Source organism: Enterobacteriaceae endosymbiont of Donacia piscatrix, assembly GCF_012569525.1.
Taxonomy (GTDB): domain Bacteria; phylum Pseudomonadota; class Gammaproteobacteria; order Enterobacterales; family Enterobacteriaceae.
Genome location: NZ_CP046200.1, coordinates 260,884 through 272,704, shown reverse-complemented (window position 1 = coordinate 272,704; position 11,821 = coordinate 260,884). Strand labels below are relative to the sequence as shown.

At 21.4% G+C, this 11,821-nt stretch carries 21 protein-coding genes and 1 pseudogene; 20 read left to right on the top strand and 2 right to left on the bottom strand.

The window, feature by feature from the left end:
- The 18 genes and pseudogenes from GJT96_RS02375 to rplQ all read left to right on the top strand — a co-directional run.
- A pseudogene (locus GJT96_RS02375) lies at positions 1-76 on the top strand (30S ribosomal protein S17); the annotation flags it as partial.
- Positions 77-179: 103 nt separating this feature from the next.
- The gene (gene rplN / locus GJT96_RS01345; protein ID WP_169780438.1) at positions 180-551 is read left to right on the top strand and encodes a 50S ribosomal protein L14; all 372 of its coding nucleotides are present in this window, start codon (positions 180-182) and stop codon (positions 549-551) included.
- Between the two features lie 19 nt (positions 552-570).
- Positions 571-885, top strand: coding sequence for a 50S ribosomal protein L24 (rplX, locus tag GJT96_RS01340; RefSeq protein ID WP_169780437.1), 315 nt, complete (start codon positions 571-573; stop codon positions 883-885).
- Positions 886-902: 17 nt separating this feature from the next.
- Positions 903-1,442: a 50S ribosomal protein L5 gene (gene rplE / locus GJT96_RS01335; RefSeq protein ID WP_169780436.1), complete on the top strand. Its 540-nt coding sequence runs from the start codon at positions 903-905 to the stop codon at positions 1,440-1,442.
- Between the two features lie 14 nt (positions 1,443-1,456).
- Positions 1,457-1,762: a 30S ribosomal protein S14 gene (rpsN, locus tag GJT96_RS01330; protein ID WP_169780435.1), complete on the top strand. Its 306-nt coding sequence runs from the start codon at positions 1,457-1,459 to the stop codon at positions 1,760-1,762.
- Between the two features lie 40 nt (positions 1,763-1,802).
- Positions 1,803-2,195, top strand: a complete 393-nt coding sequence (rpsH, locus tag GJT96_RS01325) for a 30S ribosomal protein S8 (RefSeq protein WP_169780434.1) — start codon at positions 1,803-1,805, stop codon at positions 2,193-2,195.
- Positions 2,196-2,217: 22 nt separating this feature from the next.
- The gene (gene rplF, locus GJT96_RS01320; protein ID WP_169780433.1) at positions 2,218-2,751 is read left to right on the top strand and encodes a 50S ribosomal protein L6; all 534 of its coding nucleotides are present in this window, start codon (positions 2,218-2,220) and stop codon (positions 2,749-2,751) included.
- 30 nt (positions 2,752-2,781) lie between these two features.
- Positions 2,782-3,135, top strand: coding sequence for a 50S ribosomal protein L18 (rplR, locus tag GJT96_RS01315; RefSeq protein ID WP_169780432.1), 354 nt, complete (start codon positions 2,782-2,784; stop codon positions 3,133-3,135).
- Between the two features lie 24 nt (positions 3,136-3,159).
- Entirely contained in the window at positions 3,160-3,690 is a 531-nt protein-coding gene (rpsE, locus tag GJT96_RS01310) for a 30S ribosomal protein S5 (protein WP_169780431.1), read from the top strand.
- On the top strand, positions 3,674-3,853 hold the full coding sequence (gene rpmD / locus GJT96_RS01305; protein WP_169780430.1) for a 50S ribosomal protein L30: 180 nt from the start codon (positions 3,674-3,676) through the stop codon (positions 3,851-3,853). The genes rpsE and rpmD overlap by 17 nt, the downstream gene beginning before the upstream one ends.
- A gap of 1 nt (position 3,854) precedes the next feature.
- Positions 3,855-4,283 carry a 50S ribosomal protein L15 gene (gene rplO / locus GJT96_RS01300; RefSeq protein WP_169780429.1) on the top strand — a complete coding sequence of 143 codons (429 nt, stop codon included), beginning with the start codon at positions 3,855-3,857 and terminating at the stop codon, positions 4,281-4,283.
- 7 nt (positions 4,284-4,290) lie between these two features.
- A complete protein-coding gene (gene secY / locus GJT96_RS01295) occupies positions 4,291-5,619 on the top strand; it encodes a preprotein translocase subunit SecY (RefSeq protein WP_169780428.1) in 1,329 nt (442 codons plus the stop codon).
- A 42-nt stretch (positions 5,620-5,661) separates the two neighbouring features.
- Positions 5,662-5,778: a 50S ribosomal protein L36 gene (rpmJ, locus tag GJT96_RS01290; RefSeq protein WP_169780427.1), complete on the top strand. Its 117-nt coding sequence runs from the start codon at positions 5,662-5,664 to the stop codon at positions 5,776-5,778.
- A gap of 49 nt (positions 5,779-5,827) precedes the next feature.
- Positions 5,828-6,184 (top strand): 30S ribosomal protein S13, encoded by a 357-nt coding sequence (gene rpsM / locus GJT96_RS01285; protein WP_169780426.1) that lies wholly within the window; start codon positions 5,828-5,830, stop codon positions 6,182-6,184.
- Between the two features lie 20 nt (positions 6,185-6,204).
- On the top strand, positions 6,205-6,594 hold the full coding sequence (gene rpsK / locus GJT96_RS01280; protein ID WP_169780425.1) for a 30S ribosomal protein S11: 390 nt from the start codon (positions 6,205-6,207) through the stop codon (positions 6,592-6,594).
- 47 nt (positions 6,595-6,641) lie between these two features.
- Positions 6,642-7,262, top strand: coding sequence for a 30S ribosomal protein S4 (gene rpsD / locus GJT96_RS01275; RefSeq protein WP_169780424.1), 621 nt, complete (start codon positions 6,642-6,644; stop codon positions 7,260-7,262).
- A gap of 22 nt (positions 7,263-7,284) precedes the next feature.
- The gene (locus GJT96_RS01270; protein WP_169780423.1) at positions 7,285-8,289 is read left to right on the top strand and encodes a DNA-directed RNA polymerase subunit alpha; all 1,005 of its coding nucleotides are present in this window, start codon (positions 7,285-7,287) and stop codon (positions 8,287-8,289) included.
- A gap of 25 nt (positions 8,290-8,314) precedes the next feature.
- The gene (rplQ, locus tag GJT96_RS01265; RefSeq protein ID WP_169780422.1) at positions 8,315-8,701 is read left to right on the top strand and encodes a 50S ribosomal protein L17; all 387 of its coding nucleotides are present in this window, start codon (positions 8,315-8,317) and stop codon (positions 8,699-8,701) included.
- Here the strand turns inward: rplQ and fmt are convergent.
- Both fmt and def read right to left on the bottom strand, forming a co-directional pair.
- Positions 8,694-9,671 (bottom strand): methionyl-tRNA formyltransferase, encoded by a 978-nt coding sequence (gene fmt, locus GJT96_RS01260; RefSeq protein ID WP_169780421.1) that lies wholly within the window; start codon positions 9,669-9,671, stop codon positions 8,694-8,696. The genes rplQ and fmt overlap by 8 nt on opposite strands.
- Positions 9,668-10,204 carry a peptide deformylase gene (gene def / locus GJT96_RS01255; RefSeq protein WP_169780420.1) on the bottom strand — a complete coding sequence of 179 codons (537 nt, stop codon included), beginning with the start codon at positions 10,202-10,204 and terminating at the stop codon, positions 9,668-9,670. Before def ends, fmt begins: the two co-directional genes overlap by 4 nt.
- A gap of 317 nt (positions 10,205-10,521) precedes the next feature.
- On the opposite strand from def, the gene aroE reads away from it, so the two are divergent.
- Both aroE and GJT96_RS01245 read left to right on the top strand, forming a co-directional pair.
- On the top strand, positions 10,522-11,373 hold the full coding sequence (gene aroE, locus GJT96_RS01250) for a shikimate dehydrogenase (protein ID WP_169780419.1): 852 nt from the start codon (positions 10,522-10,524) through the stop codon (positions 11,371-11,373).
- A 14-nt stretch (positions 11,374-11,387) separates the two neighbouring features.
- Positions 11,388-11,821 (top strand): superoxide dismutase (locus tag GJT96_RS01245; protein ID WP_169780418.1); only part of this gene is annotated, 434 nt, incomplete at its 3' end.

Below are 11,821 nucleotides of genomic sequence, written 5' to 3'. Positions count from 1 at the left end.
GATTAAAGAATCTCGACCATTATCTAAAACAAAATCCTGGATTTTAGTTAAAATTATAAAAAAATCAATAATTTAATTATAAATTTTTATTTAGAAAAATTTTTTATAAAAAAATTTATACATATTATATTATGATAATTTTATAAAATTATCTACAATAAAAAAGAGACAAAAAACATATGATACAAGAACATACAATATTAAATATTGCAGATAATTCTGGTGCTAAAAATGTTATGTGTATTAAAGTATTAGGTGGTTCACGACGTCGTTATGCTAATATTGGAGATATTATTAAAGTTACTGTTAAAAATGCAATCCCTAGAGGAAAAGTAAAAAAAGGCGATGTATTAAAAGCAATAATTGTTAGAACTAAAAAAGGAATAAGACGTTTTGATGGTTCTATAATACGTTTTGATCACAATTCATGTGTGTTATTAAATGATACTAATGAACAATTAATTGGTACAAGAATTTTTGGACCAATTACTAGAGAATTAAGAAATGAAAAATTTATGAAAATTATTTCATTAGCTCCGGAAGTTATTTAAATTAATGAGATTTAAATATATGAAAAATAAATTACACTGTAATGATGAAGTAATTATTTTAACAGGTAAAGATAAAGGGAAAAAAGGTTTAATTAAGTATTTTATAAAAAAAAAATTTGTAGTAGTAAAAGGCATAAATATTATAAAAAAACATAGTAAACCTAATCCTACAATATCACATACAGGAGGAATTATAGAAAAAGAAGCTGCAATTCATATTTCTAATATAGCAATTTTTAATAATGAAACAAATAAAGCAGATAAAATAAGAATTAAATATGAAAAAGGAATTAAAAAAAGATTTTTTAAATCTAACAAAAAAAATTTAAAATAAATTAAAGATAATATTAAATGTTAAAATTATATAATTTTTATAAAAAAAAAATAATAAAAAAATTAATGTCAGAATTTAAATATACTTCTGTTATGCAAGTTCCTTGTATAAAAAAAATTACTTTAAATATGGGAGTAGGCAAAGCTCTTCTTGATAAAAAACATCTTGATAATGCTGTTAATGATTTAACACTTATTAGTGGCCAAAAACCTATAATAACTAAATCACGTAAATCTATAGCTAGTTTTAAAATAAGAAAAGGATATCCCATAGGATGTAAAGTTACTTTAAGAAAAAAAAAAATGTGGTTTTTTTTTGATCGTTTATTGTTAATAGTTCTCCCCAGAATTAGAGATTTTAGAGGTTTATCTAAAAAATCTTTTGATAAAAATGGTAATTATAATATTGGTATAAAAGAACAAATCATTTTCCCAGAAATTAATTTTGATAAAATAGATCATATTAGAGGTTTAGATATTGCAATAACTACTAATAAAATTTCAAATAAAGAAAGTTATGCGTTATTTAAAGCATTTAATTTTCCATTTAAATTATAAATTAAGGTTTCAATATGACAAAAGAATCTATTAAAGCACGTGAATTAAAACGTATAAAATTGGGAAAAAAATTTTTTTTAAAAAGGAAAAAATTAAAAAAAATTATTTCTAATATAAATACATCTGATAAATCTCGTTTAGATGCTATTTTTAAATTACAATCTTTACCAAGAGATTCTAGTTTATCAAGACAAAGAAATAGGTGTAAAATAACTGGTCGTCCACATGCATTTTTAAGAAAATTTGGATTAAGTAGAATTAAATTAAGAGAAGCTGCAATGAAAGGAGATATTCCAGGATTAAAAAAATCTAGTTGGTAAAGTTTTATAATGTTATAAAATAATATAGGATAATTTTAATATGAGTATAGAAAATCCAATTGCAGATATGTTTACACGAATACGTAATGGACAAAAATCACATAAATCTAAAATTATTATGCAATATTCAAAATTTAAAAATTCTATTGCTGAAATTTTAAAAAAAGAAGGATATATAAAAAATTTTAACATTATTAAAAATAATAATATTTTATTAGAAATTTATTTAAAGTACTTTAAAGGAAAAGGTGTAATAGAAAAAATACATTGTATTAGTAAACCTGGATTAAGAATTTATAAAAAAAAAAAATTTTTACCCAAAGTAATAGCTGGTTTAGGTATTGCTATCATTTCGACATCTAAAGGATTAATGACTGATTATCATGCGAGAAGTTATGGATTAGGTGGGGAAATTATATGTTATGTTTCTTAAAAAAAAAGAGGTACATTAATTAATGTCTAGAATAGCAAAAAAATTAATTATTATCCCAGATAATATAAAAATTATTGTTAATAAACAGATGATTTGTGTATCAAATAATAATAAAGTATTAAAAAATACTTTTAGTAAAGATGTTACTATTATTATAAGTAATAATAAAATATTATTTAAACCAAAAATAGAATGTAAAAATGGATGGGCAAAAGCTGGAACAGTTCGTTCTTTAGTAAATTCAATGATTATTGGAATTACTAAAGGTTTTCAAAAAAAATTAATATTATTCGGAATAGGTTATAAATTTTCTATTAAAAATAATATATTACATTTAATGATAGGATTTTCACATACAATATTTTATACCATACCTAATGGTATAATTGGAGAATGTTTAAATCAAAATGAAATCATTTTAAGAGGAATAAATAAACAATTATTAGGTCAAGTAGCAGCAGATATAAGATCTTATCGTCCTCCTGAACCATATAAAGGAAAAGGTATTCGTTATAGTAATGAAATAATAAAAATAAAAGAAACTAAAAAAAAATAATATTTAAGATAAGGTTTTTAAAATAGAATTATGAATATAAAAAAAATTGCTCGTATACGTAGAGCTACTAAATTTCGTAAAAATTTGCAAAAATTTAAACATATACGTTTATCAATACATCGAACTTTACGTCATATATATGCACAAATAATTTCTAGAAATAATAAAATTTTAATAACAGCTTCAACATTAGAAAAAAAAATTAAAGAAAAATTAAAATATACTGGTAATATTCAAGCTGCTACTTTAGTAGGAACTAAAATAGCGGAAAGATCTATTAAAAAAGGTATTTTAAGTGTATCATTTGATCGATCTGGGTTTAAATATCACGGACGTGTCAAAGCGTTAGCAAATTCTGCACGTAATACAGGTTTAAATTTTTAATTAATTTTTAAAAGAAAAATGTTTATGAATATTTATGAGAATAAAAATCAAAATAATGAGTTAAAAGAAAAATTAATTACTGTTAATAGAGTATCTAAAACTGTAAAAGGGGGACGTATTTTTTCTTTTACAGCATTAACAGTTGTAGGTAATGGAAAAGGAAGAATAGGTTTTGGATATGGAAAAGCAAAAGAAGTACCTAGTGCAATACAAAAAGCAATGGAAAAAGCTAAAAAAAATATGATTAATATTTTTATAAAAAATAATACAATACAATATCCTATTAATGGATATCATACTGGTTCATTTGTTTTTATACAACCTGCATCTGAAGGAACAGGTATTATAGCTGGGGGTGCTATGAGAGCAGTACTAGAAGTTGTAGGAATTTATAATGTTTTAGCTAAAGCATATGGATCTACTAATCCAATAAATATTGTAAAAGCAACTATTAAAGGTTTATCTAACATACATTCATTAAAAATGATTGCAGCTAAAAGAAATAAAACTATAGAAGAAATAAAAAGGAATCTAAAAAGTGTTAAAAACAATTAAAATTACACAAATAAAAAGTTCGATAGGTAGATTGCCTAAACATAAAGCAATTTTAATTAGTTTAGGATTAAAACATATTAGACATACTATTATTAAAAATAATACACCTAGTATATTAGGTATGATTAAAAAAATTTCTTATATGATTAAGGTTACATATTAATATGTATTTAAATAATTTATTTTCCAAAATTAAAAATAATAAAAAAAGATTAGGAAGAGGAATAGGTTCTGGTAAAGGAAAAACTAGTGGCAGAGGTCACAAAGGACAAAAATCTCGTTCTGGTTATAATATTAATAAATCATTTGAAGGTGGACAAAGTCCATTACATAGAAGATTACCTAAATTTGGTTTTAAATCAAAAAAAAAAAAATTTTTTAAAGAAATTAGATTAAGTGATTTAAATAAAATAAATGGAAATTATATTGATTTAAATATTTTAAAATCTTCTAAAATAATTAGTAAAAAAATTAAATTTGTTAAAATTATTAATAAAGGAAATATAAATAATCCTAAAAAAATTATTAAATTAAATTGTACAAAAAATGTAAAAATAATTATTAAAAAATTAGGTGGAATAGTTGAGGAATAAAAAATAAATGATTAAATCATTTAATCAAATAAATTTTCAAAGTACTAAAAATGGTTTTATTGAATTAAAAAAAAGATTTATTTTTTTTATAAGTTCTATAATTATTTTTCGAATAGGTTCATTTATACCAATTCCAGGAATTAATACTAGTGTTTTACATTCATTAATTCTTAAACAACATGGTAATATTATTGACATGTTTAATATGTTTTCTGGAGGTGCTTTAAGTAGAGCTTCAATTTTTGCTTTAGGAATTATGCCTTATATCTCTGCATCTATTATAATACAAATTTTAACATCAGTTCATCCTTTTTTTATATCTTTAAAAAAGAAAGGTGATGATGGTAAAAAAAAAATTAATAAATATACTAAATATAGTACATTAATTCTATCTATAATTCAAGCAATTGGAATAACTTTTGGATTATCTCATATTCCAGGAATGAAAAATTTAATTATACATCCGGATATTTATTTTTATATAATTTCTATTTTAAGTTTAATTACCGGTACCACATTTTTAATGTGGTTAGGTAGACAAATTACAAAAAGAGGAATTGGTAATGGAGTTTCTACTATTATAGTAATTGGAATATTAGCTGCTTTACCTTCTACAGTAAATCAAATCATTTTGCAAATAAAATTAGGAATTTTAAATTTTTTTACTATTTTTGTATTACTATTATTTATATTTTTTATTACTTTATTTATTATTTTTATAGAAAAAGGACAAAGGAAAATAATAGTACAATATGCTAGAAAATATTATGGAAGACAAATGTATAATACACAACAAAATACTCATTTACCGTTAAAAATTAATATGTCTGGAGTAATCCCGGCAATATTTTCTTCTAGTATTATTTTATTTATTTCTACAATATTTACATGGTTTAGTAATATTATTCACTATAATTGGGTAAAAAAAATTTCTATATCTTTACAACCTAGGCAACCGATTTATATAATATTATATATATTAGCTATCATATTTTTTTGTTTTTTTTATACTCTTTTAGTTTTTAATCCTAAAGAAACTTCAGATAATTTAAAAAAATCAGGAGCTTATATTCCTGGCATTCGTCCAGGGGAACAAACAGCTAAATATATAAAAAAAATACTTATGCGATTAACATTTACTGGAAGTTTATACATTACATTTATATGTCTTATTCCTGAATTTTTGCGTAATATTATTACTATTCCATTTTATTTTAGTGGTACATCATTACTTATAGTAATAGTTGTAATTATAGATTTTATTACACAAATTCAAACATTAATTATGTCAACCCAGTATGAATCTATACTTAAAAAAATAAATTTAAAAAATTGATTTAGTAAAAATTATAAAATAATATTTTAGAGTTATAATAAAATGAAAGTTCGTACTTCAATTAAAAAAATATGTCGTAATTGTAAAATTATTCGTAGAAAAAAAATGATATACGTTTATTGTAAAACAGATCCTAAACATAAACAACGTCAAGGATAAATAAATTAATTTTATTTATATATTTATAATATAAAATAGAGGATATGAAATGATTCGTATAGCTGGAGTTAATATTCCTGATAATAAACGTTTAATAATAGCTTTAAAATATATTTATGGCATCGGTACATCTAATGCTATTTATATATGTAAAATAACTGATCTTTCTCAAGATATTAAAATTAATACACTTACCGAAAAAAAAATAGATTTATTAAGAAATGCTATATCTAAATTTAAAATAGAAGGAGATTTAAAAAGAAGTATTAATTTAAATATTAAAAGATTAGTTGATTTAGGTTGTTATAGAGGATTACGTCATAAAAAAGGATTACCTGTTAGAGGACAACGTACTAAAACTAATGCACGTACTAGAAAAAAATTACATAGATATTCTAAAAAATAAAATTTTAATAGGTATATATAATGAAAAAAAAATCTTTAAACTTAAAAAAAAATTTTAAAAAAAAAATATTAGATGGTATAGCACATATACATGCTTCTTTTAATAATACTATTGTTACAATTACAGATAGACAAGGTAATTCTTTAGGATGTGCTACAGCTGGAGGATCTGGTTTCAGGGGATCTCGAAAATCTACTCCTTTTGCAGCACAAGTAGCCGCAGAAAAATGTGCTGAAATTGTTAAAAATTATGGTATTAAAAATTTAGAAATTATAGTAAAAGGTCCTGGTCCTGGAAGAGAATCTACTATTAGAGCATTAAATAATGCTGGTTTTAAAATTACAAACATTATAGATGTTACACCTATACCACATAATGGATGTAGACCACCAAAAAAAAGAAGAGTATAAATATTTATTATTTTAAAATATTTTAAAATTAATTATGGGATAATATAATGGCTAAATATTTAGGACCAAAATTAAAATTATGCAGAAGAGAAGGAACTGATTTATTTTTAAAATCTAATGCACGTTCTATTGATACTAAATGTAAATTAGAACAAGTTCCAGGACAACATGGTTTTAAAAAAAATAGATTATCTGATTATGGGATACAATTAAGAGAAAAACAAAAATTACGTAGATTATATGGTATATTAGAACGTCAATTTCATAATTATTATAAAAAAGCATCACGAATGAAAGGAAATACCGGATTTAATTTACTATGTTTACTAGAAAAAAGATTAGATAATATTGTTTATAGAATGGGTTTTGGAGTAACAAGAGCTGAAGCTAGACAGTTAATTTCTCATAAATCTGTGAAAATTAATAATAATATTGTTAATATAGCTTCTTATCAAGTATCTGTAAATGATAAAATTTCTATACGTGAAAAATCCAAAAAACAATTAAGAATTAATGCATCAATCGATTTATATTCTCAAAAAGAAAAATCTAATTGGTTAGAAATTAATAGTAAAAAAATGGAAGGAATTTTTAAACGTCTTCCTGAACGTTCTGATTTACCTGCAGATATTAATGAACATTTAATTATCGAATTATATTCAAAATAAATTTTAATAAGAGAGTATATAAATGGATCAAAATTCCGTAACAGAATTTTTTAAACCTAAATTAGTAGATATAGAACATATTAATAAATCTACTGTAAGAGTTATTTTAGAACCTTTAGAACGTGGTTTTGGTCATACATTAGGAAATGCATTAAGACGTATTCTATTATCTTCTATGCCAGGATATGCAATTACAGAAGTAGAAATAGAAGGAATATTACATGAATATAGTACTAAAGAAGGTATTAAAGAAGATATTATTGAAATATTATTAAATTTAAAACAATTAGCTATAAAAACAGAAAATAACAAAAAAAAAATAATTTTAACCTTAAATAAAAAAGGTATTGGTGCAGTTAAAGCATCTGATATTGATCATGGAAGTGATATTAAAATTGTTAATCAAGATCATATTATTTGTCATATTACTAATATAAATACATCTATTAATATAACTATGAAAATAGAATTAGGTAGAGGATATATAGCAGCTCATACAAGAATAAAAGATAATATTAAAAGTAATTCTAAAATAGGTAGATTATTATTAGATGCATCTTTTAGTCCTATTAAAAGAATAGTATATAATGTCGAATCAGCAAGAGTAAAACAAAGAACAGATTTAGATAAGTTAATAATAGAAATAGAAACAAATGGAACTATTGATCCTGAACAAGCCATTAGAAAAGCAGCTACAATTTTAGTTAAACAATTAGAATCATTTGTAAATTTAGAAGATATTAAAAAAGAAAAAGAAATAAAAGAAGAAAAACCTAAATTTGATCCTATTTTATTGCGTTCAGTAGATGATTTAGAATTAACAGTTCGTTCTGCAAATTGCTTAAAAACTGAATTTATTCATTTAATTGGGGATTTAGTACAAAAAACAGAAGTAGAATTACTAAAAACTCCAAATTTAGGTAAAAAATCTTTAACAGAAATCAAGGATATACTAGCTTCCAGAGGGTTATCATTAGGAATGAGATTAGATAATTGGCCACCAAATAATAATAAAAATAATAAATAATTAATTAATTTAATTGGATAAAAATATGCGTCATCGTAAAATAAGTCGTTACTTAAATAGAAATAGTGCTCATCGATTTGCAATGTTATATAATATGACTAATTCATTAATTTGTTATGAAATTATTAAAACAACTTTAACTAAAGCAAAAGAAATTAGAAAGATAATAGAACCAATTATTACTATTGCAAAAAAAAATAATATTGCTAGTCGTAGACTAATACGTTCTAAATTAAATAATAAAAATAATATTAATAAACTTTTTAAAGTTATTGTTCCTCAGTTTAAAAATACATTAGGTGGTTACACACGTATTGTTAAATGTGGTTTTCGTAATGGAGACAAAGCACCTATGGCTTATATAGAATTAATAGGAAGAAAAATAATTATAAAAAATAAAAAAATTAAGTAATTATATTATTTTTTATAAAAAGATTTTTATATTGATTAAAATTTAAAAAATTTTGAATATTCATTTGTTTTTTACCATTAGGTTGAATTATTTGAATATTTAAAATTCCACTTATAGTATTTATTTGTATACCATATTTATTTATTGATAAAATTGTTCCAGGTTTTTTACTAATATAATTACTATTAAAATTAGTAATAACTTCTGCTTGCCATACTTTAAATCTTTTGTCTTTTATAAAAAAAAAAGTTCCTGGACGAGGATTAAATGCACGAATCATACATTCTAATTTTTTAGCTGATAATAACCAGTTTAATTTACATTCTTTTTTTAATATTTTTTTTGCATATGTAGGTTTTATTATATTAATATTTTGAGATTTAAATTTTATTTGTATACCTTTTGAAATTTTATTTAAAACAAACAACAATCCTTGTAATCCTAATATTGCTAATTTTTTATATAATGATCCATATGTATCATATAATAAAATATTATATTCTATTTGATAAATAATATCTCCTTGATCTAAAAAATCATTCATTTTTATGATACTGATACCTGTTTTTAAATCATTAGCTAATAATGCTCTTTGTATTGGCGCTGAACCTCTCCATCTAGGTAATAATGAAGCATGTACATTCATACAAAATAATTTAGGGATATTTAATATTATATTAGGAATTAGTAATCCATAATCTACAACAATAATAATATCACATTTATAATTTTTAATTTCTTTAATTAAAGATACAGAATTTAAAGATTTTGGTTGTAAAATATTAATTTTATATTTTAAAGCTAATTTTTTTATAGGGTTAAAAGTTAATTTACATCCTCTATTAGCATAAGTATCTGGTTTTGTAATAATACAAGATATGGTATAAATATTTTTTATTAAACCTTTTAGATGATAGGCAGCAAATTTTGAAGTACCTATAAAAATTATTTTAATTTTTTTTTTATTCATTTTGTATAATTATATTTTTTGATAAGTATTATTTTTTTATTAAGTTTATTTATTTTATCATAAATTCTTTGATATTTTAAATTTGATAAATAATCAATAAATAAAATTCCATTTAAATGATCTATTTCATGTTGTATACAAGAAGATAATAAGTATTTTGCTTCTAATTCAATATTTTCATTCATTAAATTTTTAGCTTTAATTTTTATTTTTTTATGTCTTAAAATAAAGTATTGTTGTTTAATAGGTACAGAAAGACAACCTTCTTTACTATTAATTTTAGATTTATCAAATGTTATAATTGTTGGATTAATTAGTATTAAAGGATTATCTTTTTTGACAGTTATATCAATAACTATGATTTTTTTATTTATTCCTATTTGTGTAGCAGCTAATCCAATACCATTGTAAAAATACATTGTTTTAAGCATATTATTAACTAATAATTGAATTTTGTCATCTATTTTTTTTACAGATTTTGCTATTTTTCTTAATTTTTTATTAGGAAAATATAATAATTTCATTATAGACATGATAATAATTTTTTTATTATAAAATAATTATTTTTATAATATAACAGAAATTTTTGAAATCTTTTAGAAAATAAGGTATCAATATATCATTTATTTATAATTTTATAAAAAAATTTATAATTATTTTATTAAACTGATTATATTTATTAGTATAAATATTTTCAGAAATAAAATCTTATTTAATATCTAGAAAAATAGAATATTATTTTTATGATATAAAAAAAATATTTTAATTTTAAATGAAAAACAGGAGAATATTTAAAATTTTCTGAAATTTAGAATAGTTTTACTAATTTAGTTATTTATAAAGGATAAATATGAAATTGTTTGCAGTATTTGGTAATCCTATAAAACATAGTAAATCTCCAGTTATACATAAATTATTTGCAAAACAAACAGGAATATTACAAAATTATATAAAGATAAATGTCCCAATAAACAATTTTTCTCAATCAATTATCAATTTTTTTCAAAATGGAGGTTTAGGAGCTAATATTACTGTTCCTTTTAAAAAAGAAGCATATAAAATATGTGATATATTAACAAATAGAGCTAAATATTCTAGAACTGTTAATACAATTAAAATTACAAATTCTAAAAAAATTCTAGGTGATAATACAGATGGAATAGGTTTATTAAAAGATTTAAAAAATTTAAATTTTATTACTTCTAAAAGTAATATACTCTTATTAGGTGCTGGAGGTGCTGCACAAGGGATAGTATATTCATTAATTAAGTTTGGTTGTAACATTACAATTGTAAATCGTACTTATCAGCATGCTAAAAATATTGTTCAATATTTTAAAAATATAAAAAAAATAAATTGTTTAAAAATAGAACATTTATTAAATCATTTATTTAATCAGATTAATTATGATATAATTATTAATGCTACTTCTAGTAGCATGAAAGGAGATATTCCTAATATTCCTTTATCAATAATTAAACCAAATGTTTTTTGTTATGACCTTTTTTATGAAAATGGAAACACACCATTTTTAAAATGGTGTGTTTCCCATGGGGTTAAAAATATATCAGATGGTATTGGAATGTTAATTGAACAAGCTGCATATGCTTTTTATTTATGGCATGGTATTATGCCAGATACAAAAAAAATTATTATACAATATAAAAAAAAAATATTTGATATTAATCATTTTTCTTTCTAAGAAAGGTTAATTATATGAATTATAAATTACCAAAATTATTATATAAATATTCTGATTTAGAACCATTTTTTGATACAAAAACCATGGAAATACATCATACTAAACATCATCAAAATTATATTAATAATACTAATTTAATACTTAAAGAAAATAATATTGAAGATATTAAAATAAATGAACTAATATCTAATTTAGATGATTTTCCAATCCCAATATCACAAAAAATACTTTTACGTAATAATGCAGGTGGTCATGCTAACCATAGTTTTTTTTGGAAAATTTTAAAAAAAAATACAAAACCTAATAATATTATTTTAAATGTTTTAAAAAATGAATTTATAAATTTTGAAAATTTTAAAAAAATTTTTGCAAAAAAAGCTTTAAAATTTTTTGGATCAGGATGGATATGGTTAATTAAGAAACAAAATTCTTTAAAAATAATTACTAC

Excerpts from the sequence above, each read along its gene's own strand:
- rpmJ (WP_169780427.1), top strand. The coding sequence starts at position 5,662 with ATGAAAGTTCGTACTTCAATTAAAAAAATATGTCGTAATTGTAAAATT.
- rplF (WP_169780433.1), top strand. The coding sequence starts at position 2,218 with ATGTCTAGAATAGCAAAAAAATTAATTATTATCCCAGATAATATAAAA.
- aroE (WP_169780419.1), top strand. The coding sequence starts at position 10,522 with ATGAAATTGTTTGCAGTATTTGGTAATCCTATAAAACATAGTAAATCT.
- rpsH (WP_169780434.1), top strand. The coding sequence starts at position 1,803 with ATGAGTATAGAAAATCCAATTGCAGATATGTTTACACGAATACGTAAT.
- rplQ (WP_169780422.1), top strand. The coding sequence starts at position 8,315 with ATGCGTCATCGTAAAATAAGTCGTTACTTAAATAGAAATAGTGCTCAT.
- rplR (WP_169780432.1), top strand. The coding sequence starts at position 2,782 with ATGAATATAAAAAAAATTGCTCGTATACGTAGAGCTACTAAATTTCGT.
- rpsD (WP_169780424.1), top strand. The coding sequence starts at position 6,642 with ATGGCTAAATATTTAGGACCAAAATTAAAATTATGCAGAAGAGAAGGA.
- rplO (WP_169780429.1), top strand. The coding sequence starts at position 3,855 with ATGTATTTAAATAATTTATTTTCCAAAATTAAAAATAATAAAAAAAGA.
- rplX (WP_169780437.1), top strand. The coding sequence starts at position 571 with ATGAAAAATAAATTACACTGTAATGATGAAGTAATTATTTTAACAGGT.
- secY (WP_169780428.1), top strand. The coding sequence starts at position 4,291 with ATGATTAAATCATTTAATCAAATAAATTTTCAAAGTACTAAAAATGGT.
- rplE (WP_169780436.1), top strand. The coding sequence starts at position 903 with ATGTTAAAATTATATAATTTTTATAAAAAAAAAATAATAAAAAAATTA.
- fmt (WP_169780421.1), bottom strand. The coding sequence starts at position 9,671 with ATGAATAAAAAAAAAATTAAAATAATTTTTATAGGTACTTCAAAATTT.
- rpsE (WP_169780431.1), top strand. The coding sequence starts at position 3,160 with ATGAATATTTATGAGAATAAAAATCAAAATAATGAGTTAAAAGAAAAA.
- rpsN (WP_169780435.1), top strand. The coding sequence starts at position 1,457 with ATGACAAAAGAATCTATTAAAGCACGTGAATTAAAACGTATAAAATTG.
- def (WP_169780420.1), bottom strand. The coding sequence starts at position 10,204 with ATGTCTATAATGAAATTATTATATTTTCCTAATAAAAAATTAAGAAAA.
- rpsM (WP_169780426.1), top strand. The coding sequence starts at position 5,828 with ATGATTCGTATAGCTGGAGTTAATATTCCTGATAATAAACGTTTAATA.
- rpsK (WP_169780425.1), top strand. The coding sequence starts at position 6,205 with ATGAAAAAAAAATCTTTAAACTTAAAAAAAAATTTTAAAAAAAAAATA.
- GJT96_RS01270 (WP_169780423.1), top strand. The coding sequence starts at position 7,285 with ATGGATCAAAATTCCGTAACAGAATTTTTTAAACCTAAATTAGTAGAT.
- rplN (WP_169780438.1), top strand. The coding sequence starts at position 180 with ATGATACAAGAACATACAATATTAAATATTGCAGATAATTCTGGTGCT.